Genomic DNA, 23651 nt, shown 5'->3' on the forward strand with positions numbered 1-23651 from the left:
TCAATGCGTCACTGATTCGCTTGCCAAATGTCACAGGAAGAATGCCATGTCTGAGCTTCCCGATCGCCATGCGATCAATGCGATTATTTCCGGCCATTATGCCGACCCTTTTGCGCTGCTTGGTATGCATCAAACCGACGCCGGGCTGGAGGTGCGTGCTCTGTTGCCTGATGCGTCAGAAGTCTGGGTGATTGAAACCAAAACCGGGCGGAAGTGTGTGCAGCTGAAGTGCCTTGATTCACGCGGATTTTTTAGTGGTGTGATCCCACGGCGTAAAAACCCGTTTCGCTATCAGCTGGCGGTGATCTGGCATGGTGAACAGAATTTAATTGATGATGCTTACCGTTTTGGTCCGCTACTGGCTGAGCTGGACAGCTGGCTGCTGTCGGAAGGGACGCACCTGCGCCCGTATGAAACCATGGGCGCTCATGCTGATGTGATTGATGGCGTTACCGGCACGCGCTTTTCCGTCTGGGCGCCCAATGCCCAGCGTGTTTCGGTGGTAGGCGAATTCAACTATTGGGATGGCCGTCGCCATCCGATGCGTTTTCGCCGTGAAAGCGGCATGTGGGAACTGTTTATTCCGGGGGCGCGTCAGGGGCAGCTGTATAAATTCGAAATTATCGATGTGTATGGCCAGCTGCGGCTGAAAGCCGATCCTTATGCTTTTGAAGCGCAGATGCGACCGCAAACCGCCTCGATGATTTGTGGCCTGCCGGAAAAAGTAGAGATGAAACCGGAGCGTAAGGCGGCGAATGCCTTTGACGCGCCCATCTCTATCTATGAAGTGCATCTCGGTTCCTGGCGTCGCCATACTGATAACCATTTCTGGCTCAGTTACCGCGAGCTGGCTGAGCAGCTGGTGCCCTATGTCAAAGAGATGGGGTTTACCCATATCGAACTGCTGCCGATTAACGAACATCCGTTTGACGGCAGCTGGGGTTATCAGCCGCTGGGGATGTACGCGCCGACCCGCCGTTTCGGTACCCGTGATGACTTCCGCTATTTTATTGCTGCGGCGCACGCCGCCGGGTTGAACGTGCTGCTCGACTGGGTGCCAGGCCACTTTCCTTCCGATGAGTTCGGTCTGGCGAAGTTTGACGGCACCGAACTGTATGAGCACGGCGATCCGCGCGAGGGCTATCACCAGGACTGGAACACGCTGATTTACAACTTTGGTCGCCGCGAAGTGAGTAATTACCTGGCGGGCAACGCGCTCTACTGGATGGAGCGCTTTGGTATTGATGGCCTGCGGGTTGATGCGGTGGCATCGATGATTTATCGCGACTACAGCCGTAAACCAGGCGAGTGGATCCCCAATGCGTATGGTGGTCGCGAAAACCTCGAAGCGGTGTCGTTCCTGCGTTACACCAACCGCACGCTAGGGCACGCGGCACCGGGCAGTATTACCGTTGCCGAAGAGTCGACTGACTACCCCGGCGTGTCGCGTCCGCCGGAATCGGGCGGGTTGGGATTCTGGTTTAAATGGAATCTTGGCTGGATGCACGACACCCTCGACTATATGAAGCTCGATCCGGTGCATCGTCGCTATCATCACAATCTGATGACCTTTGGGCTGCTGTATAACTACACCGAAAACTTTGTGCTGCCGTTGTCCCATGACGAAGTAGTGCACGGTAAGCGCTCGATCCTCGATCGCATGCCGGGCGACGCCTGGCAAAAGTTTGCCAACCTGCGTGCCTACTATGGCTGGATGTGGGCATTCCCGGGTAAGAAGCTGCTGTTTATGGGCAACGAATTTGCTCAGGGACGCGAGTGGAATCATGACACCAGCCTCGACTGGCATCTGCTGGAGGGCGAGGACAACTGGCACAACGGCGTGCAGCGGTTGGTGCGCGATCTGAACCTGACCTATCGCCATCATAAACCGATGCATCAGCTCGATTTTGACCACAGCGGCTTTGAATGGCTGGTGGTCGACGATCATGAAAACTCGGTATTTGCCTTTGTCCGCCGCGACCACGCGGGCAATGAGATTATCGTGATCGCCAACTTTACGCCGGTCGCACGCCATGACTACCGTTTTGGCATTAATCAGCCGGGCAGCTGGCGTGAAATTCTTAATACCGACGCCGGACATTATCACGGCAGTAACCTGACTAACGGCCTGCTGCACAGTCAGCCAGTCAACAGCCATCAGCGTGAACATTCGCTCAGTATGGTGGTACCACCACTGGCAACCGTGTGGCTGATGCGGGAGGGCGAATGAGTTCATTACTGGAGGGGCGTCCTGAGCCGTCGGGTGCCAGCTATGACGGTAAAGGCATCAATTTTACGCTGTTCTCCCACTTTGCCGAGCGCGTAGAACTGTGCCTGTTTGATGCCGAGGGCAACGAAACGCGTTATGACCTGCCAGCGCGCAGTGGTGATATCTGGCATGGTTATCTGCCCGCCGCCACGCCCGGCCAGCTGTATGGTTATCGCGTACACGGCCCGTGGCAGCCGCAGCAGGGGCACCGCTTTAATCCGGCCAAGCTGCTGGTCGATCCCTGCGCCCGTGAAGTGATCGGGGAAGTCACCGACGATCCGCGTTTCCAGTGCGGTATCGAAGAGCCAGACGGCGAAGACAGTGCCGCCATCGCACCGAAAAGCGTGGTGATTATCGACGATTTCGACTGGGGCGATGACCAACCGCCACGCGTGCCGTGGGGATCGACGGTTATCTACGAAGCCCACGTGCGTGGCCTGACGAAACTGCATCCGGATATTCCTGAAGAGATCCGCGGGACTTATGCCGCACTGGGCCATCCGGTGATGATCGACTATTTCCAGCGGCTGGGTATCACCGCACTGGAACTGTTACCGGTGGCCTATTTTGCCAGCGAACCACGACTGTTACGGCTGGGCTTAACCAATTATTGGGGCTATAACCCGCTGGCAACCTATGCGCTCGACGCGCGTTACGCTTCCGGCGTGGATCAGCTTCATCCGCTGAATGAGTTTCAGCAGGCGGTTAAAGCGCTGCACAGTGCGGGTATTGAGGTGATTCTTGACGTGGTGTTTAACCACACCGCCGAACTGGAAGAGACCGGGCCCACGCTGTCGAAACGCGGCGTTGATAATAAAAGCTATTACTGGCTGAGCGACGAAGGCGAGTACCAGAACTGGACCGGCTGCGGTAACACGCTGAATATCAGCCATCCCGAGGTGATGCAGTGGACGCTGGAGTGTCTGCGCTATTGGGTGGAAGTCTGTCATGTCGACGGTTTCCGCTTTGACCTCGCCACTGTGATGGGCCGCTCGCCGGATTATGACCCACAGGCCGTGATGTTTGAGGCGCTGAAAGCCGATCCGCTGCTGTCGCAAGTTAAGCTGATCGCCGAGCCGTGGGATGTTGGCCCCGGTGGTTATCAGGTGGGGAATTTCCCCGAGCCGTTTGCCGAATGGAATGATCATTTTCGCGATGCGATGCGCCGCTTCTGGATGTATGGCGATATCTCTAATGGCGAATTTGCCCGCCGCTTTGCCGGCTCCAGTGATGTGTTCCAGCAGCGGGGGCGTCTGCCCTCGGCCAGCATCAATCTGGTTACCGCGCACGACGGTTTTACACTGCGCGATGTGGTGAGTTTTGAGCGTAAGCATAACCAGGCCAACGGCGAAGATAATCGTGATGGCAGCAACAATAATTACAGCCATAACCACGGTGTTGAAGGGCTGAAGGCGCCACTGACGGTAATTGAGCATCGCCGTAACAGCGTTCATGCGCTGTTGACTTCGCTACTGCTGGCGCAGGGCACGCCGATGCTGCTGGCCGGTGATGAACATGGTCACAGCCAGCATGGCAATAATAACGCTTACTGCCAGGACAACCAACTGACGTGGCTCGACTGGCAGGACAACGATAGTGGGCTGTTTGACTTCACCGCCGCGCTGATCCACCTGCGCCGCCGTATTCCGGCGTTACAGCAGGACAGCTGGTGGCAGGAGGGCGACGGCAACGTACAGTGGCTGAATGCTGACGGGCAGCCACTGAGCAGTGAGCAGTGGGAGCAAGACGTGCACAGAATGCAAATCCTGCTTTCAGACCGTTGGCTAATAACAATAAACGCCTCTGAAGAGGTGAGTGACATCGTACTGCCTGATGGAGAGTGGCGCGCCATTCCTCCTTTTGCCGGGGATGATAACCCGATCCTTACAACCGTCTGGCATGGACCCGCGCACGGTGTGAGCGTGTTCCAAAAGCAATCATAAGGAGTCAGACATGGTTAAATTAGAAAGAGCAGATCATCTGATGTTGGCGAGACAGCTGCCAACGCAAACTGTAGCCCTCATCCTTGCTGGCGGACGCGGCACGCGCCTGCGGGATCTTACCGCTAAACGTGCCAAGCCTGCCGTGCATTTTGGCGGCAAATTCCGCATCATCGACTTTGCGCTGTCAAACTGTATTAATTCGGGCATCCGTCGTATTGGCGTGATTACCCAATATCAGTCACATACGCTGGTGCAGCATATTCAGCGTGGCTGGTCATTTTTCAGTGAGGAGATGAACGAGTTTGTTGATCTGCTCCCGGCGCAGCAACGTTTCTCGACGGAAAGCTGGTATCGCGGTACTGCCGATGCGGTGACGCAAAACCTCGACATTATCCGACGCTATAACGCGCAGTATGTGGTGATTCTGGCGGGCGACCATATCTATAAAATGGATTACTCGCGCATGCTGCTGGATCATGTAGATAACCGCGCGCAGTGCACCATTGCCTGTATTCCGGTGCCGATTGCCGAAGCCAGCGCCTTCGGTGTGATGGCGGTGGACAGCAACAATAAAGTGATCGAATTTGTTGAAAAACCGGCCAATCCGCCGTCGATGCCGGGTGATGATACTCAGTCATTAGCCAGCATGGGGATTTACGTCTTTAACGCCGATTATCTCTATCAGTTACTGGAAGAGGATCTGCAACAGCCTGATTCCAGCCATGACTTTGGCAAAGACCTGCTGCCAAAAATTGTCGCCAGCGGCGAAGCTTACGCCCATTCATTTAATCTTTCCTGCGTACAGAGTGACGATAACGCCCCGCCTTACTGGCGTGATGTCGGCACTTTAGAAGCCTACTGGCGCGCCAATCTTGATTTAGCCACGGTGACGCCGGAACTGGATATGTATGACCATGAATGGCCGATTCGAACCCAGATGGAGCAGCTGCCACCGGCTAAATTTGTTCAGGATCGTTCCGGCAGTCATGGAATGACCATGAACTCACTGGTTTCCGGCGGCTGCATTATCTCCGGTTCAGTGGTGGTGCACTCGGTGTTATTCCCGCGCGTGCGGGTGAATTCATTCTGCAATATCGATTCCTCGGTGCTGTTACCCGATGTGGTAATTGGCCGCTCATGTCGTCTGCGTCGTTGCGTGATCGATCGCGCCTGCGAGCTACCGGAAGGCATGGTGATAGGTGAAAACCCTGATGAGGATAGCCGCCGGTTTTATCGCTCGGAAGAGGGGATTGTGCTGGTGACGCGAGCGATGTTGGCCAGACTGGCCAAAGCGGCTGGCTGACGGATGAAAACGGTTATCGCTGTTGGCGCGCTGGAGCGCGCCAGAGCCTAGTTAAGGAGCCCAGAATGCAGGTTTTACATGTCTGTTCAGAACTTTTTCCGCTGCTCAAAACCGGGGGTTTAGCGGATGTTGTCGGGGCATTACCAGCAGCACAGATTGCAGAAGGAACGGATACGCGGGTGTTATTACCGATGTTTCCTGATTTACGTAAAGGCATTACCGATACAGAAGTGGTTGCGGAACTACAAACCTTCGCCGGTTACGTTCGGCTGCATTTTGGGCATTTTAATGGCGTCGGGATTTACTTGATTGAGGTGCCGGGCCTGTACGATCGTCCGGGAAGCCCTTATCACGATGAGTCTCAGTTTGCTTACACGGATAACTATTTGCGCTTTGCACTGCTGGGCTTTATCGGCTGTGAACTGGCATGTGGGCTGGATACCTGGTGGCGTCCGGATGTGGTGCATGCGCACGACTGGCATGCCGGTTTAACCTGCGCCTATCTGGCGGCGCGTGGGCGTCCGGCGAAGTCGGTATTTACCGTGCATAACCTGGCCTATCAGGGGCTGTTTTCGGCCCATCATATGGATCAAATTCAGCTGCCGTGGTCATTCTTCAGTATGCATGGCCTCGAGTTTTACGGGCAGATCTCATATCTGAAAGCCGGGCTATTTTATGCCGATCACATTACGGCGGTCAGCCCGACCTATGCGCGTGAGATTACCCAGCCGGAGTTTGGTTACGGCATGGAGTCGCTGCTGGAGCTGCGATTACGTGAAGGGCGGCTGAGCGGTATTCTCAACGGTGTTGATCCGGCGATCTGGGACCCAGAACATGATCTGCTGCTCGGTTCGCGTTATAACCGTGATGTGCTGGAAGCCAAGGCGGAGAACAAGCGACAGTTACAGACGACCATGGGCTTAAAAGTCGATGACAAAGTGCCGGTGTTTGCGGTGGTCAGCCGTTTAACCCGGCAAAAGGGGCTGGATCTGGTGCTGGAGTCGCTGCCCGGACTGCTGGAACAGGGCGGTCAACTGGTGCTGTTGGGAGCCGGTGATGCGGTGCTTCAACAGGGCTTTCTCGCGGCGGCGGCGGAACATCCGGGGCAGGTTGGCGTGCAAATTGGTTATCACGAAGCCTTCTCCCATCGCATTATTGGCGGCGCAGATGTCATTCTGCTGCCCAGCCGCTTCGAACCTTGCGGGCTGACGCAGTTATACGGTCTGAAATACGGTACTTTACCGCTGGTGCGCCGTACCGGCGGGCTGGCGGACACGGTTAACGACAGCTCGCTGGAGAATCTGGCGGATGGTATTGCCAGTGGTTTCACCTTCGAGGACAGTAATGCCTGGTCGCTGCTCAGAGCAATCCGGCGTGCTTTTGTTTTGTGGTCCCGTCCTTCACTTTGGCGTTATGTACAGCGTCAGGCGATGGGGATGGATTTTAGCTGGCAGGTGGCCGCACGTGCCTACCGCGATCTTTATCAACGCTTGCTGTAACCAGCACATGGGATACTTGATATGAACGCACCTTTCACCTACGCCTCACCGACACTCAGTGTTGAAGCGCTGAAGAATTCGATTGCCTATAAGTTAATGTTTACGCTGGGTAAAGATCCTTCGATTGCCAATAAACACGAGTGGCTTAACGCCACGCTGCTGGCAGTACGTGACCGGATGGTGGAGCGCTGGCTGCGTTCCAATCGGGCCCAGTTGTCACAGGATGTGCGCCAGGTTTATTACCTGTCGATGGAGTTTCTGGTTGGACGTACCCTGTCGAACGCGCTGCTGGCGATGGGTATCTATGATGATATCAACCGGGCGCTGGAGGAGATGGGCTTTGACCTTGCCGAGCTGATTGAGGAAGAGAACGATCCGGGGCTGGGCAATGGTGGTCTGGGCCGACTGGCTGCCTGTTTCCTCGACTCGCTGGCAACGCTGGGTCTGCCGGGGCGCGGTTACGGTATCCGCTACGACTACGGCATGTTTAAACAGAATATTATCGATGGTCGCCAGGCGGAGTCACCGGATTACTGGCTGGAATATGGCAACCCGTGGGAATTTCAGCGTTTTAATACCCGCTATAAAGTACGCTTCGGTGGCCGAATTCAGCATGAAGGCAGTAAGGCGCGCTGGGTCGAAACCGAGGAAGTGCTGGCAACCGCTTACGACCAGATTATTCCCGGCTACAACACCGACGCAACCAATACCCTACGGCTTTGGGGTGCGCAGGCGAGTAACGAAATTAACCTCGGTAAATTTAACCAGGGTGATTACTTCGCGGCGGTAGAAGATAAAAACCACTCGGAAAACGTGTCGCGGGTGCTCTATCCCGATGATTCAACCTATTCCGGACGTGAGCTGCGTTTGCGTCAGGAGTATTTCCTGGTCTCGGCGACGGTGCAGGACATTCTGCATCGACACTGGACCATGCATCAGACTTTCGACAATCTTGCCAATAAAATCGCCATTCACCTGAATGATACCCATCCGGTGTTGGCGATTCCTGAGCTGATGCGCCTGCTGATCGATGAGCATAAATTCAGCTGGGATGAGGCGTTTGAAGTGACCTGCCAGGTGTTCTCTTACACCAACCACACGCTGATGAGTGAAGCGTTGGAAACCTGGCCGGTTGATATGATCGGCAAAATTCTGCCGCGTAATTTGCAAATTATCTTTGATATCAACGACTACTTCCTGAAAACCGTTCAGGAGCACTATCCCGACGAATGGGAGCTGCTGTCACGCATCTCCATTATTGATGAAAATAATGGTCGCCAGGTGCGTATGGCTTGGCTGGCGGTGGTGGTCAGCCATAAGGTGAACGGCGTATCAGAGCTGCACTCTAATCTGATGGTACAGTCGCTGTTTGCCGACTTCGCCAGAATATTTCCCGGTCGTTTCTGTAATAAAACCAATGGCGTAACCCCGCGTCGCTGGCTGGCGCTGGCTAACCCGCCGCTGTCCAGCGTGCTGGACGAAGCGATTGGCCGCACCTGGCGCACCGAGCTGGGCGAGCTGAGTGAAATAAAACAGCATATCGACTATCCGACCTTTATCGAGGATATCGCCAATGCCAAGCTGACCAATAAAAAGCGGCTGGCAGATTGGGTGGCGAAAAATCTTGATGTGGTGCTCGATCCAACTGCGCTGTTTGATGTGCAGATTAAGCGTATTCACGAGTACAAGCGTCAGTTGTTAAATGTGCTGCATATCATTACGCGCTATAACCGCATCAAAGCCGATCCCACCGCTAACTGGGTGCCGCGGGTGAATATTTTTGCCGGTAAAGCCGCTTCGGCGTACTACACCGCCAAACATATTATCCATTTGATCAATGATGTAGCGAAGGTGATCAACAGCGATCCGCAGGTGAAGAATAAGCTGAAAGTGGTGTTTATTCCTAACTACGGCGTCAGCCTGGCACAGATCATTATTCCGGCGGCGGATCTTTCCGAGCAGATCTCGCTGGCAGGGACTGAGGCCTCCGGCACCAGTAATATGAAGTTTGCCCTGAATGGTGCGCTGACGATTGGCACACTGGATGGCGCAAACGTTGAGATGCTGGAGCACGTCGGGGAAGAGAATATCTTTATCTTCGGCAATACCACGCCGCAGGTTGAGGAGCTGAGACGCAACGGTTACAACTCACATCAGTATTATGATGAAGATCCGGAGTTACGCCAGGCGCTGACGCAGATTGCCACTGGCGTGTTCAGCCCGCAGGAACCGGGCCGCTATCGCAACCTGTTTGATTCGCTGGTTAACCTTGGCGATCACTATCAGTTACTGGCCGATTACCGCAGCTATGTTGATACCCAGGATAAGGTCGATGAGTTGTATCGTCATCCGGAAGAGTGGCAGCGTCGTGCGGCTTATAATATTGCCAATATGGGTTACTTCTCGTCGGATCGTACCATTCAGGAATATGCCGATGAGATCTGGCATATTTCACCGATAAGGCTGTAGCAAGGGTACTGGCAGGAAGTCGGGCGGCGTTCTTGTATAGCCGCCCGTATCTTTTAAGACGCCAGCGATAACGCCGGTTTTTTCTGGTGGGTAGCAAGCCATTCGCTGATGCGCGCTTGCTGCTGCTCGTTCAGCCACATACCCTGCTTGGTACGACGCCAGATGGCATCATCCAGTTCGCGCACCCACTCGTGCTGCACCAGGTAGCGCAGCTCGGCTTCGTAGAAATCGTGACCAAAGTTCTCACCTAAATCTTCGAGGCTGGTGGCATCTTTCAGCAGCGCTTCGCTGTTGCTGCCGTAAGTCCGCGCATAGTGACGCGCCATTCCTTCAGTAATAAAGCTATAACGACGGCGCAGGCTGGCCGCGTAGTCATCACGACCACCCGCGATATCACCACCCGGCAGTACGCAGTTGCGCGTCCAGGCTTCACCGATATTCGGGTAGTACTTCGACAGTTTCTCTAACGCATGCTCCGCCAGCTTACGATAAGTGGTTAGCTTGCCGCCAAACACCGACAGTAGTGGGGCTTTACCTTCGTCATCGCGCACATCCAGCGTGTAATCGCGGGTGATGGCTTGCGGTGAGTCGGACTCGTCGTCACACAGTGGACGAACGCCGGAATACGTCCAGACGATATCGTCACGCGCCAGGTCTTTCTTAAAGTGTTCATTAAACACTTTAAGCAGGTAATCGATCTCGTTGTCGTCAATTTTGACACTCTTCGGATCGCCTTTGTACTCCACGTCGGTGGTACCGATAATTGAGAACTCGTCCATCCACGGAATAACAAACACGATACGGTTATCTTCGTTCTGCAGGATGTAAGCCTGTTTCTGCGTATGAACGCGCGGCACCACAATATGGCTGCCTTTAATCAGACGAATACCGTAAGGCGATTTCAGCTTCAGGCTGTCGTCGAACAGCTGTTTAACCCACGGGCCGGCAGCATTCACCAGACCTTTGGCACGCCAGGTAAAGGTTTTACCGCTGTCGACGTCTTCTGCTTCCACCATCCACAGCCCTTTTTCGCGCCATGCACGGGTAACACGGGTGCGGGTACGGACTTCACCGCCGCGTTTCACCACTTCCTGAGCATTCAGCACAACCAGACGCGCATCGTCGACCCAGCAGTCGGAATATTCGAAACCGCGCACGATTTCAGGTTTAAGTACCGAATCTGAGTCAAAACGCAAACTTTTGCTGCCCGGTAAGCTGGTGCGCTTGCCGAGATGATCGTACATAAACAGGCCAACGCGGATCATCCACGCCGGGCGCAGATGCGGGCGGTGCGGCAAACGAAAGCGCATAGGAAAGGCAATATGCGGCGCCATTTTCAGCAGCACTTCGCGCTCGGCCAGCGCTTCGCTGACCAGGCGGAATTCGTAGTGTTCCAGATAGCGCAGGCCACCGTGGATTAATTTAGAACTGGCGGAAGAGGTCGCACAGGCCAAATCTTGCGCCTCAAGCATTAGCACAGACAGTCCGCGTCCTGCAGCATCAGCTGCAATGCCGGCACCGTTGATGCCGCCGCCGATTACGATCAAGTCTTTGGTTTCCACGTCATCTCCCCCGATGTTCGGAATGGCTCAATTATGTTCGTTTTCGAACATGATATTAGTCGGAAACCAACATTGATGCCAGTGGTTAACCGAATAAAAACATTTATGCGTGATGCAGGTAACATAATTAGCGACACAAAAGCGCGGTAACAATAACATTTGTCTGGTTATTGCCGACCGGGTTCAGGTTACAATAGCGCCAATTCGTTTCGTAATTGACTGGAAAACACCATGGAACAATTTGAATGTATCAGCGTGCAGCAGGCACAACAGCGTCTGGAACAAGGCGCGGCGCTGCTGATTGATATCCGCGACCCGCAAAGCTTTGCAGCCGCCCATGCCAGCGGTGCCTTCCATCTGACTAACGATTCACTTAACACCTTTATGCAACAAACCGATTTCAGCACGCCTGTACTGGTCATGTGCTATCACGGCAACAGCAGTAAAGGTGCGGCGCAGTATCTGCTGACTCAGGGGTTCGATCAGGCTTACAGCATCGATGGTGGCTTTGACGCCTGGCGCGCCGCTTTCCCACAGCAGGTTGAAACCACAGCAAGCTGATTTTCAGCCGACCGGCAATTAACACAGACAGGCACAGGGGCTGACAGTAATAATGAGGCGTATAACCCACTTTAATAATCCGCGTCTGGCGCAGGCGTTTGTCGACTATATGGCGACGCGCGGCGTGACGCTGCGCATTGAGCACCAGGAGGGCAGCTGGAATATCCTGCTGCCGGATGAAGCGCAGGCTGCGATGGTCGAAAACGAACTTCAGCAGTTTGTGCGTGATCCGCTGCACCCGCGCTATCAGGACGCCAGCTGGAAGTCAGGCAATACGTCCAGCGGCTTGCGTTATTCCAGCGCATCGCTGCTCGATAACATTCGCCAGCGCGCCGGTCCGCTGACCATGACGCTGATGGTTGTCTGCGTGGCAATCTATATTCTGATGCAGCTGCTCGGCGACCGCGCCGTAATGGCCTGGCTGGCGTGGCCGGATGGCGAAGGTCAGTATTTCCAGCTGTGGCGCTGGTTTAGCCATAGCTTATTGCATTTCTCACTGCTGCATATTTTGTTCAATCTGATGTGGTGGTGGTATCTCGGCGGAGCGGTAGAAAAGCGCCTTGGCAGCGGCAAGCTGATCGTGATTACGCTGATTTCGGCGCTGCTCAGTGGCTGGATGCAGGCAAAATTCAGCGGCATCTGGTTTGGTGGTTTATCAGGCGTAGTGTATGCGCTGATGGGTTATGCCTGGCTGCGAGGCGAGCGCGATCCCGAAAGTGGAATTTACCTTGAGCGTGGTTTGATGGGTTTCGCTATCCTGTGGCTGGTGATTGGATACTTTGGCGTGTTCGGCTTAGCGATTGCCAATGCTGCGCACGTCACCGGCTTGCTGGTGGGGCTTGCAATGGCATTTGTCGATACGCGCCATGTACGCAAATAAAAAGTATAAAGTTCGGAGATCTTCGTGAAGCAGACGCAACGTCACGACGCCATTATCGATCTGGTTCGTCGTCAGGGATATGTCAGTACTGAAGAGCTGGTGGAGCATTTCGACGTCAGCCCGCAAACTATCCGCCGCGATCTTAACGATCTGGCCGATCAGAATAAAATTCAGCGTCATCACGGCGGCGCGGCGCTGCCTTCCAGCTCCGAAAATACCGCGTGGCAGGATCGTAAAATGATGTGGTCAGCGGAAAAAGCGCGCATCGCTCAGCGGGTAGCCAGCCAGATACCCGATGGTGCCACGCTATTTATTGATATCGGTACCACGCCGGAAGCTGTCGCCCATGCGCTGATGAATCACAATAATCTGCGGGTGGTGACCAATAATCTCAACGTGGCAATGCTGCTGATGTCCAAGCCGGACTTCCGCCTGATTCTGGCCGGTGGTGAAGTGCGTACCCGCGATGGCGGTATCATGGGCGAGGCGACGCTTGATTTTATCTCTCAGTTCCGTCTGGATTTCGGCATTCTTGGTATCAGCGGCATCGATATGGATGGCTCGCTGCTGGAGTTTGATTACCATGAGGTGCGCACCAAGCGCGCGATCATCGAGAATTCGCGCTGCGTGATGCTGGTGGCCGACCATTCAAAGTTTGGCCGTAATGCGATGGTTAATCTCGGTAATATGAGCCTGATCGACCATCTGTATACCGACGAGCCACCGCCGCCGAGCGTGATGAAAGTGATTGAGCAGCATGAGGTGCATCTGGAGCTGTGCTGAATTGATGATTGCGGGCGGTGAGAACGCCGCCGCGCATTCATTTCTTAACGGTGATTGATCACGCCACGCCCATTCCCATCAAATGCAATAACTGCTGCGCCTGCTGTACGGCTTCCTGGCGATGTACCACGCCCAACTTCTGATAAAGATTACGAATATGGGTTTTAATGGTGGTTGGCGCGACGTCCAGTTCGCTGGCGATTTGATCGTTGCTGTAGCCGGAATAGATCAGTCCTAACACCTGCCACTCGCGCTGGGTCAGCGGGCTGGTACGAATCAGCTCCGGTACTTGTGGGTGGGTTAATAATCGGGTGATAAACGTCTCATCAAAATGGGCGAACTTGTGACGGTGATGCTGGTTGATATCGCGTAAAATCCTCTGCGCACGGTGCTGTTCCAGTTCGGGCAGGGTATTCAGTTGTAATAACTGCCGCAGCTGCTGCGCCATCGCTTCACCTTCAATCACAAAATGGCTGACAAAGCCGGTGCGGTTAGCCAGCGACAGCGACTCTATCAGTGCTTTCTGCGCATCGCTTTTACGGTCGGTCTGCCAGTAGAGCGCGTTGCTCAGCAGCAAGTTACGATTGAGATCGCTGATTAAACGCAAACGGCGTGCATTTTCATTCAGCTCATCCAGTACCACTTCGGCTTCATCATATTGCCCAAGCAAAATTTGCGCGCGGGCGATATTGCGCCACTGCCCCTGCAAAAAGTGGTTATCGGCATCTGCCGGTTTTGGCGTCAGTCGCAGCCAGTTAGCGGCGGCCACTTTGTCATTGGTCATCTGCCAGTAAATTACCCGCGGCTTGTCGGCATTCGTTACCCAGTCGCTGTGATACTGGCCGTTACCCAATAAGTTTTCACAGCGGTTAAGATGACGACGGGCATTATCCATATCTCCGCGCGCCAGTGCACATTTCGCCAGCATCGCCAGACACTGTAGCTGTTGCTGCGGCTGGAAATTTGCCAGCACCTCCAGCCCATTGCGCGCGGCGGTTTCAGCATCATCAAGATGCGACCACGACCACAGCAGCTGCGCGCGAATACGCAGCAAAAATTCGTGCATCGGTAACTGTTCCAGCCCCTGTTTATCAATCAGGGCAAAGGCTTTTTGCTGGGTTTCGAACGCGGTTTGCAGGAATCCCTGGGCGATCAAAATTTCACTCTGCTGCAATAGCGCCCAGAGCGCGTAATGGCAGATATCATGCTGTTGAGCCATCTGCGCGGTTTGCTGCATCATCGCCAGCGCCTGGCTCAACTCACCCTGGCAGTGCAGCACTTCACCCTTAACCGAGGTGGCAACAATCCGGCTGTAGTAATGAGCCAGCGGCAGTGTATTCAGCGCGTGAGTGGCCAGTCGCTCCGCTTCATCTGGCTTACCGGCGTTGATTGCCACCTGCGCGCGCAGCGCATCAAATTCGGCGCTCAGAACCGCATCAACCGCTATTTGCTGCATTGCCATCTCCTGCTCAGCGCGTGCCAGCAGCAGATTGACTTCATTATACCGATGCTGACTCTGTGCCAGCCACGCCTGCAATAAGATCAGCCGTGGGTTTTCCACCAGCAATTGCCATGGCAGCGCTTTCAGACCCTCTTCCAGCAGCGCCAGTTCGCTATGATTGAACAGCGACCAGGCGTGTTGCAGCAAGATATCGCGCAGTAACAAGGTATCTTCCGCCGCCAGCGCATGATGAATGGCTTCTCCGGCAAAGCCGAGCGCCATCCAGCCTTCCGCCGCCGCGCGATGCAGCTGATGCAGATCGCTACCCAGCTCCCACTGGCAGCGCTGGCGCAAAAAGCTGACAAACAGCGGGTGAAAATTAAACCACTGGCCGCTGTCGTCCATCCGCTGCAAAAACAGCCCCTGCCGCTCGGTCTCTTCCAGACGCAGCTGGCCATTTTCTTCGCCGGTAATGCGGGCAATCAGCTCATCATTCATTGAGCGCAGTACTGAGCTGCGCAGTAAAAAGTTACGCGTGGCGTCATCAACGCAGTCGAGCACTTCATCGACCAGATAATCAGACAGATGGCTGGCATTAATGCCCGCCAGTCGTTGCGCAGACTGGTGTGTTGGCGTATTGGACTGGCGTTCCGACAGCGCAATCAGCTGCAAAGCGGTTGCCCAGCCAGCCACATCATCACACAGCCGCTGGGAGTGAGTGGCATCAATTGGCTGCTGTAAACGGCAATCGAAGAACTGTTTCGCCTCGCCGTGGGTAAATGCCAGCGACTGGCTGTTAACTTCCAGCAGTTGCTCACGCACCCGCAGATTGGCAATGCCAAGTGAGGGCAGATTGCGCGACAGAATCACCAGCGTCAGGTTTTCCGGCTGGTGACGAATAAAAAAGCGCATAGCCTGATGGATGGCATCATTCGTCAGCAGGTGATAGTCATCTATTACCAAAAACAGCGGACGGTGCCATTCAGAAAGTTCGACAAACAGCTGGGAAAACAGGGCGCTCAGGCTGGCGTACTGACGTTTTTGCGCCAGCGCTTCGCTGCGCACGCAGTGGCCGCCGGTAGCCTGCTGAATGGCGGCCATAAAATAGGTGGCGAAGCGCTCGGGATAGTTGTCACTCTCATCCAGAGAGTACCAACCCAGATCGCTTTTATCGGCGGCCCACTGTGCAACCAGCGTGGTTTTGCCATATCCGGCCGGGCTGGTGACCAGCGCCAGGCGGTAAAAATTAATATTCGTGAGCCTTGCAATCAAACGCTCCCGAACAATGGTGTTCTGAAGCCGCGATGGACGGCTGAGTTTAGATGGTATCAGCATGGCTTACACTTCACTGTGCGAAATAGGAGGATACAACCGGAATTATTTTACAGCGTGTAATTAAGTACATTCCGTCAGTCGGCAGCCTATTGCAAGGATCGCTGATAATGAGAATTCATTATGTTGCACCTCATCACATTTCCTTACGCAAATTTTAATATTTCAGCTCACGGTATTAATTGAACATAACGAAATAATTAACTGTAGTTATCATTTTTATCAACGTTTTATCTTTACTGCTGCGGCTGCCGAGCTTCTGCCCGGCCAGAAAAATGGGCGCGTCAGAGAGTGACGTCAGCAGAATTTTTTGGCTTTATTGTCGTCATTAATGAGCTTTTTTCCGCATTGCCGTCTTAAATTAAGTGCTGGCGATCACATTTATGGCTACGCCCTGCAACTCATCCCCGTCTAAGCCCCTCACAGGATGATGCTGTGCGATAACGCAACCGTCAGCATGTGCGCATCAATTTTTCGCGAAACTATTCACTTACCGGAAGAGATTTATGTCGCAGCAAAAATTTAATAAGGCACGTTTTGAGGCAGCGCTGACTCGCCAGTGGCAACACCTGGGATTGAACTCGTTGCAGGAGCTGAACAGCCATCAGCGCTGGCAGGCGGTAAGCGGCGCGCTGGCCGAGCTGCTGGCCGCACAGCCGGTGGCGAAAGCAGATAAAAAGCAGCGTCATGTTAACTACATTTCAATGGAGTTTCTGATTGGTCGCCTGACCGGTAATAACCTGCTGAATCTTGGCTGGTATAACGAGGTGCAGGCGGTTCTGGCCGACCAGCAGATCAGCCTGACTGAACTGCTGGAGGAAGAGGTCGATCCGGCTCTGGGCAACGGTGGGCTTGGGCGTCTGGCGGCCTGCTTCCTCGATTCAATGGCAACCGTGGGCCAGTCGGCGATCGGCTATGGCCTTAACTATCAGTATGGTTTGTTCCGGCAGTCGTTTGATGATGGTCACCAGCAGGAAGCGCCGGATGACTGGCATCGCCAGTCTTACCCGTGGTTCCGCCATAACGCCGCGCTGGATGTGGATGTATCAATCGGCGGTAAAGTCGTGCGGGGTGATGACGGTCAGTATCGCTGGCAGCCGGGCTTTGTACTGCGCGGTGAAGCCTGGGATCTGCCGGTGATTGGCTACCGTAATGGCGTGGCGCAGCCGCTGCGACTGTGGCAGGCGACCCATGTTCATCCGTTTAACTTTACGCTGTTTAATGACGGCAAATTCCTGCAGGCAGAACAGCAGGGGATTGATGCCGCCAAACTGACCAAAGTGCTGTACCCGAACGATAATCATCAGGATGGCAAACGTCTGCGCCTGATGCAGCAATATTTCCAGTGCGCCTGTTCCGTTGCCGATATTTTGCGCCGCCATCACCAGGCCGGGCGTGCGATTGCCGAGCTGGCCGATTACGAAGTGATTCAGCTCAATGATACCCATCCAACCATCGCCATCCCTGAGATGCTGCGGGTGCTGCTGGATGAGCATCAGCTTGGCTGGGAGGCTGCATGGGCCATCACCAGTAAAGTGTTCGCTTACACCAACCATACGCTGATGCCGGAAGCGCTGGAGCGCTGGGATGAGAAGCTGGTACGCAGCCTGCTGCCGCGTCATTTAATGATTATCCATGAAATTAACAAACGCTTTAAGAAACTGGTCGACAAGCAGTGGCCGGGCGACGAGGCGGTATGGGCGAAGCTGGCGGTAGTGCATGACAAGCAGGTACGGATGGCGAACCTGTGCGTGGTCAGTGGTTTTGCGGTTAACGGCGTGGCGGCGCTGCACTCTGAACTGGTGGTTAAGGATCTGTTCCCGGAATATCACCTGCTGTGGCCGAATAAATTCCACAATGTCACCAACGGCATCACGCCGCGTCGCTGGCTGAAACAGTGCAATCCTGAACTGGCAGCGCTGATTGATGACACCCTTAAAGTGGAGTGGGCCAACAATCTGGATGCGCTGAAAGGGCTGGAGCCGCTGGCCGATGATGCTGCGTTCCGTCAGCGTTATCGTCAGATCAAGCATGATAATAAGGCCCGGCTGGCAAGTTACATCCACCAGCTGACCGGCATCAGTGTGAATCCGGATGCGATGTTTGATATCCAGATCAAGCGCCTGCATGAGTATAAGCGCCAGCACCTTGGGCTGATGCATATTCTGCACTGCTACCGTCAGCTGCGCGATAATCCGCAAAGCGAGATGGTGCCGCGCGTATTCCTGTTCGGTGCCAAAGCAGCGCCGGGCTACTACCTGGCAAAAAATATCATCTACGCGATCAATAAAGTCGCCGAGAAGATCAATAACGATCCGCTGGTGGGCGATCGCCTGAAAGTGGTGTTTATTCCGGATTACCGCATTACCGCCGCAGAACTGATGATCCCGGCCGCCGATCTTTCGGAGCAGATCTCTACCGCAGGTTATGAAGCCTCCGGCACCGGCAATATGAAGCTGGCGCTGAACGGCGCACTGACCATCGGCACGCTTGACGGCGCGAACGTCGAAATTGCCGAGCAGGTGGGTGAAGAAAATATCTTTATCTTCGGTAATACCGTGGATGAAGTGAAAGCGCTTAAAGCTAAAGGCTATGACCCGCGTAAGCTGCGTAAAAAAGATAAACATCTTGATAGCCTGCTGAAAGAGCTGGAAAACGGCTTCTTCAGCAATGGCGATAAGCACGCCTTCGATATGCTGCTCGACAGCCTGACCAAAGGTGGCGATCCGTGGCTGGTGCTGGCAGATTTTGCCGAATACATTGCAGCGCAGCAACGGGTTGAAGCCTTATGGCGCGATCAGGAAGCCTGGACGCGTACCGCGATTCTTAATACCGCGCGTACCGGCATGTTTAGTTCGGATCGTTCAATTCGCGACTATCAGCAGCGTATCTGGCAGGCCAAACGGCAGGGCTGATTTCAGGCTGGTTTACTGGCGAGTCTGGCACTGTCCAGGCTCGCTGCAATAATGACGCCTGACAGGCAGGATTGGCCAAGGTGAATAATGGATTCAAAACAACTTAACAAGGCTGCCACTGCGGCCGGTATTGCATCCAGCTATATCAATGCGAAGGGGCAGCCAGAGGCGATTGCCGACGAGACCAAACAGCGCCTGCTGGCGGCGATGGGCAATCCGAAGCCGGCCAGTGCTGCGCCGCTGCCGGCGGCCAAAGTATTTAGCGGCAGCGGTAAGTTAACGCTACCGGTCGATGGCAAAGGGCATTTCCACTGGCACTTACAGGCAGAAAGCGGCAAGCAGTATCACGGCGAGATTGCCGCAGGCGATACCCTGACATTGCCATCCCGGCTGGCAACCGGCTATCACCAGCTGACGCTGACTCAGGGCAAACAACAGTGGCCGTGCCGTATTATTGTTGCGCCGAAGCGCTGCTTTGAGCCACAAAGACTGCGTGACGGTAAAAAGCTGTGGGGTGCCTGCGTCCAGCTTTATACCGTGCGCTCCGAGAAAAACTGGGGCATCGGCGATTTTGGCGACCTGCGCAGAATGCTGGAACAGATTGCCGATCGCGGCGGTGATTTTATCGGCCTTAACCCGATTCATTCGCTCTATCCGGCTAACCCGGAAAGTGCCAGCCCGTACAGCCCCTCTTCGCGTCGCTGGCTGAATGTGATTTATATCGATGTCGCACAGGTAACCGATTTTCAGCAGAGTAAAGCGGCGCAGCGCTGGTGGCAGGAGAGTGCGACTCAGCAGGCGTTAAGCCGTGCGCGCGACAGTGAATGGGTGGATTATCAGACCGTCAGCGATCTGAAAATTGCCGCACTGCGTCTCGCCTGGCAGCAGTTTTGTACCCGCGATAAGCAGGATGAAACCTGTGTCGATTTTGAACGCTTTATTACCCATGGCGGCAGCAGCCTGTTTTATCAGGCGGCTTACGATGCAATGCATGCGGCGATGCTGAAAGAGGATGCGCAGCGCTGGGGATGGCCGGTATGGCCGGAAGCGTATCAAAATGCAGATAACGCAGCTGTACAGACTTTTTGCCAGAAAAATCAGCAGGAAGTGCGCTTCTGGCTGTGGTTACAGTGGCTGGCTAATCGTCAGTTCGACCAGTGCTGGCAGCAGAGCCAGCAGCGTGATATGTCCATCGGGCTGTATCGCGATTTGGCGGTCGGCGTGGCAGAGGGCGGAGCGGAAACCTGGTGCGACCGCGAACTCTATTGCCTGAAAGCCTCGGTGGGCGCGCCGCCGGATATCTTAGGGCCGCTGGGACAAAACTGGGGCCTGCCGCCGATGGATCCGCATGTGATGGCGGCGCGGGGCTATCAGCCGTTTATCGACCTGCTGCGTGCCAATATGGCCAGCTGCGGCGCATTGCGCATCGATCATGTGATGTCGATGCTGCGGCTGTGGTGGATTCCGTACGGTGAAACCGCCGACCACGGTGCCTATGTGTATTATCCGGTGGAGGATCTGATGGCGATTCTGGCATTAGAGAGCCAGCGCAATCAGTGTATGGTCATCGGTGAAGACCTCGGTACTGTGCCGGTGGAGATTATCGGTAAGCTGCGCGACAGCGGGGTTTATTCGTGGAAAGTACTCTATTTCGAGCAAGAGTCGGCCGATCGCTATCGTGCGCCGGATGCCTGGCCAGCTCAGTCGATGGCCAGCGCCACCACCCACGATTTACCGACGCTGCGCGGGTTCTGGAGTGCCGGTGATTTGACTCTCGGTGAAGAGTTAGGACTGTATCCTGATAAGGTGATTTTGCGCGGGCTGTATGAGAATCGTCAGCAGCAGCGGCAGGCGTTGCTGGATGCATTGCACCAGTACGGCTGTGTGCCTAAGCGGTTGGGTAAGCGGGCGCTGAACATGCCGATGACGCCAGAGCTGAATCGCGGTATGCAGCGTTTTATCGCCGACAGTAACAGTGCGCTACTGGGTTTGCAGCCGGAAGACTGGCTGGATATGGAAAAGCCGGTGAACGTGCCGGGAACCACCGATCAGTATCCCAACTGGCGGCGCAAGCTCAGCACTACGCTGGAAGCGATGTTCACCGATCAAAAAGTTAATCGCCTGATTAAGGATCTGGATCGGCGTCGGCGTTAGAAACCAAGACGACCCGACAGGCGGAGTGATTCGCCCGTCGGGTAATTGTCCATCAAAATCATTGAGTTAAATTAGCACAGGCAAGTTTAGGAAAGAGAGATACGGTATAAAATTCTTTAATCCATCAGAAATTCAGTTTCTTTTGAAGAAAATAGCAGCAAAGTTGGGGGAGGCTTATCTGTCCTGGTATGGATGATGAGGTTTCTACAGTTAATCTTACCTGTTCCATTAGCTAAACGTGTTGCGCGACAGCTTTAAGAATCAATATTTATTCAGCCGGGATGATTAACGTCTTTTGATTCTCCGGATACATTATGCACCTTCAAAAAAGTCATTCATTACTTAACTCCATTTATCACTCACTCCATTATCGCAACGTTTTTGATTAGTCGATCATTTGGAAAGTGGCTGTCCGGCGATCAATTTCACTACGTTAAAATTAATCGCATAAAAAAGGGTTCATAACACTGTTATGAACCCTCCGCACCATCAAGTTTTCATGGCGTGACGACAAACTTAATAATAAGAGTGCTCGCCGCGCTGGTGTTCTGTCAGATCGCGCACGCCTTTCAGCTCCGGGAAAGTTTGCAGCAGCTCTTTCTCGATACCTTCTTTCAGCGTCACGTCGACCATTGAACAGCCGTTACAGCCGCCGCCAAACTGCAGAATGGCGTAGCCTTCATCAGTGATCTCCATCAGCGAGACTTTACCACCGTGGCCTGCCAGCTGCGGGTTGATCTGCGATTGCAGCTGATACTCAACGCGCTCAATCAGTGGCGCATCGTCTGACACCTTACGCATTTTCGCGTTAGGCGCTTTCAGCGTTAGCTGGGAACCGAGGTTGTCAGTAACGAAGTCAATTTCAGCATCATCCAGATATGGCGCACTAAGTTCATCAACGAAAGCGGACAGTTTTTCAAACTTAAATTCGGTGTCAGTGGCTTCTACTGCATCGGGTGGGCAGTAGGAGACGCCGCACTCGGCGGTAGGCGTGCCCGGATTAATAACGAATACGCGGATCTGGGTGCCATCTTCCTGGTTTGACAGCAGTTTTGCGAAGTGTTCTTGCGCAGAATCAGAAATTCGGATCATGGCGATTGCTCAATAGTTAACACATTTAACTGGTTATAATACGCCCATCACTGGCGCGCTACAAGGTTCGACACTGGCATGTCACGGCAAAGCAGAAGCGGTAGCTCTTACTGCTAAAAAGATAGCTCCTTGTCCGGTCCAGGCCTCAAACAGCGCGATTCAATTTTCTCCATTTCCAGACATTTTTGCCTGATTTTGTATAGCGTTTTGCTCTACGCTGGATTTGGCTGGATGTGACATCAATACTGGCAGATATCTACTGTTCATCACTGGCGGAGATTCCTGGTATGCCAATACTGCTTCTTCGCTGTAGTTCAGAAGTAAGAGTTAGGTTTTTGGGCAGCCCGTGACTTGCGGGTAATTGCGACAGACCAGATTGAGTTTGTATTTCGGCTCGAAACCCTTATCCAACATGCATTGCTGAACAATAGCGGCTTTGCGTAGTGTCGGCACGTAGGGCACCGAGCCCAAAGGTTGCGGATAACCGCATTGATACATTACCGCCAGTGCTTGTTTGTCGTTTTCAATTTCATGAGAATAATGCAGCGAGGCCCCCGCTTTACGCCAGCTAATCAGCGAGAACGTGCTCACGCCGGAATCCGGCTTTATCGGATGAAACCCTCTGTCTGCAACAAAAGGCAGCGCTTCTAACTGGCTCTGACTCAAGGGATGCCCCTGCTCTTGTTCAAGGCAGGCTGGCGTATCGTGGTAAATACGAATGCTGCAAATTTTGAATCCGTCTTTTCGGGTAAACCCCATATTTTCCATGCATTGGTAATACAGAACCGACTCATTATCCGTTTTAGGGATATCGGGCCCAGGCAGTTGTACGCCGCATTTACCCATCGCGATACGCACGCCGTTGATGTCGGTATCAGGACGCTGCCACTGTGTCAGATCCGGTGCTGGAGGGCATCCTGCCAGCAGTAATACCGACGTTGTCAGCAGAGGTAAAGTTATCAGAGTCGATTTGCGGAACATCAAAAAACCTTAATTATTATAGTTTCAGCTGGCATCCATACTCTGCCCGTATTGCTCCTCACTCCAGTAAAAATTTCAACCTTTCTGGATTGATCAGTTTCCACAACGGATCTGAAATATTCGACCCGCTGATACCCTGGGATTTACGTTGAGTTCTGACTGCTGTTTTTCGCTTATAGCGGCCTGATAACCCGTTCCCCCAGAAATTAAATTCTCATTTATTAAAGCCTGCGCCAGTCACTGGCTAATTTTGTCTGGTGGACAATCTTATGCTAAGCAATCTGCGTATCGCGGTTTCGGCTATCACTTATACCGAGATGCCGAGCGGTCCAAATGGCACGGCGATTGTCGGGTACGCCATTGCCGTCGGCGCCGTACTGGTAAAAATAATGTGAGGGTGTTTAAGCGGGAGCCGGATCTGGCGCTGGAAGATTTCGTCAGCTAGCTGCAGGCCCAATCTCGAAGTT

General features: G+C 54.0%; 14 protein-coding genes and 1 pseudogene. 11 read left to right on the forward strand and 4 right to left on the reverse strand.

Annotated features, from left to right (window positions below; all coding sequences use genetic code 11):
* Window positions 1–46: 46 nt before the first annotated feature.
* From glgB to glgP, 5 genes are all read left to right on the forward strand, one after another.
* The gene (glgB, locus tag RIN69_RS01445; protein WP_313855099.1) at window positions 47–2230 is read left to right on the forward strand and encodes a 1,4-alpha-glucan branching enzyme; all 2184 of its coding nucleotides are present in this window, start codon (window positions 47–49) and stop codon (window positions 2228–2230) included.
* The gene (gene glgX, locus RIN69_RS01450; protein ID WP_313855101.1) at window positions 2227–4212 is read left to right on the forward strand and encodes a glycogen debranching protein GlgX; all 1986 of its coding nucleotides are present in this window, start codon (window positions 2227–2229) and stop codon (window positions 4210–4212) included. The genes glgB and glgX overlap by 4 nt, the downstream gene beginning before the upstream one ends.
* 10 nt (window positions 4213–4222) lie before the next feature.
* On the forward strand, window positions 4223–5515 hold the full coding sequence (gene glgC, locus RIN69_RS01455; protein ID WP_313855102.1) for a glucose-1-phosphate adenylyltransferase: 1293 nt from the start codon (window positions 4223–4225) through the stop codon (window positions 5513–5515).
* 65 nt (window positions 5516–5580) lie between these two features.
* Entirely contained in the window at window positions 5581–7014 is a 1434-nt protein-coding gene (gene glgA / locus RIN69_RS01460) for a glycogen synthase GlgA (RefSeq protein ID WP_313855103.1), read from the forward strand.
* Window positions 7015–7035: 21 nt separating this feature from the next.
* Window positions 7036–9483 (forward strand): glycogen phosphorylase, encoded by a 2448-nt coding sequence (glgP, locus tag RIN69_RS01465; protein WP_313855104.1) that lies wholly within the window; start codon window positions 7036–7038, stop codon window positions 9481–9483.
* 53 nt (window positions 9484–9536) lie between these two features.
* Here the strand turns inward: glgP and glpD are convergent, their stop codons facing one another.
* Window positions 9537–11045: a glycerol-3-phosphate dehydrogenase gene (gene glpD / locus RIN69_RS01470; protein WP_313855106.1), complete on the reverse strand. Its 1509-nt coding sequence runs from the start codon at window positions 11043–11045 to the stop codon at window positions 9537–9539.
* A gap of 231 nt (window positions 11046–11276) precedes the next feature.
* On the opposite strand from glpD, the gene glpE reads away from it, so the two are divergent.
* The 3 genes from glpE to RIN69_RS01485 are packed head-to-tail and all read left to right on the forward strand — an operon-like array spanning window position 11277 to window position 13269.
* On the forward strand, window positions 11277–11606 hold the full coding sequence (gene glpE, locus RIN69_RS01475; RefSeq protein WP_313855107.1) for a thiosulfate sulfurtransferase GlpE: 330 nt from the start codon (window positions 11277–11279) through the stop codon (window positions 11604–11606).
* 52 nt (window positions 11607–11658) lie between these two features.
* On the forward strand, window positions 11659–12486 hold the full coding sequence (gene glpG, locus RIN69_RS01480) for a rhomboid family intramembrane serine protease GlpG (RefSeq protein WP_313855109.1): 828 nt from the start codon (window positions 11659–11661) through the stop codon (window positions 12484–12486).
* 24 nt (window positions 12487–12510) lie between these two features.
* A complete protein-coding gene (locus RIN69_RS01485) occupies window positions 12511–13269 on the forward strand; it encodes a DeoR/GlpR family transcriptional regulator (RefSeq protein WP_313855110.1) in 759 nt (252 codons plus the stop codon).
* Window positions 13270–13327: 58 nt separating this feature from the next.
* Here the strand turns inward: RIN69_RS01485 and malT are convergent, their stop codons facing one another.
* Entirely contained in the window at window positions 13328–16045 is a 2718-nt protein-coding gene (malT, locus tag RIN69_RS01490) for an HTH-type transcriptional regulator MalT (RefSeq protein ID WP_313855112.1), read from the reverse strand.
* Window positions 16046–16548: 503 nt separating this feature from the next.
* Here malT and malP point away from each other — a divergent pair.
* Window positions 16549–18957 carry a maltodextrin phosphorylase gene (malP, locus tag RIN69_RS01495; RefSeq protein WP_313855113.1) on the forward strand — a complete coding sequence of 803 codons (2409 nt, stop codon included), beginning with the start codon at window positions 16549–16551 and terminating at the stop codon, window positions 18955–18957.
* Window positions 18958–19044: 87 nt separating this feature from the next.
* Complete coding sequence (malQ, locus tag RIN69_RS01500; protein ID WP_313855115.1) at window positions 19045–21111, forward strand: 4-alpha-glucanotransferase; 2067 nt, start codon at window positions 19045–19047, stop codon at window positions 21109–21111.
* Window positions 21112–21627: 516 nt separating this feature from the next.
* Here the strand turns inward: malQ and nfuA are convergent.
* The gene (gene nfuA / locus RIN69_RS01505; RefSeq protein ID WP_313855117.1) at window positions 21628–22203 is read right to left on the reverse strand and encodes a Fe-S biogenesis protein NfuA; all 576 of its coding nucleotides are present in this window, start codon (window positions 22201–22203) and stop codon (window positions 21628–21630) included.
* Window positions 22204–22530: 327 nt separating this feature from the next.
* Window positions 22531–23184 (reverse strand): hypothetical protein, encoded by a 654-nt coding sequence (locus RIN69_RS01510; RefSeq protein WP_313855119.1) that lies wholly within the window; start codon window positions 23182–23184, stop codon window positions 22531–22533.
* 257 nt (window positions 23185–23441) lie between these two features.
* Between RIN69_RS01510 and RIN69_RS01515 the strand changes: the two are divergent.
* Window positions 23442–23629 (forward strand): annotated as a pseudogene (locus RIN69_RS01515) (hypothetical protein); the annotation flags it as partial.
* Window positions 23630–23651: the final 22 nt, after the last annotated feature.

The organism is Winslowiella toletana (assembly GCF_032164335.1).
Classification (GTDB): Bacteria; Pseudomonadota; Gammaproteobacteria; order Enterobacterales; family Enterobacteriaceae; genus Erwinia; species Erwinia toletana_A.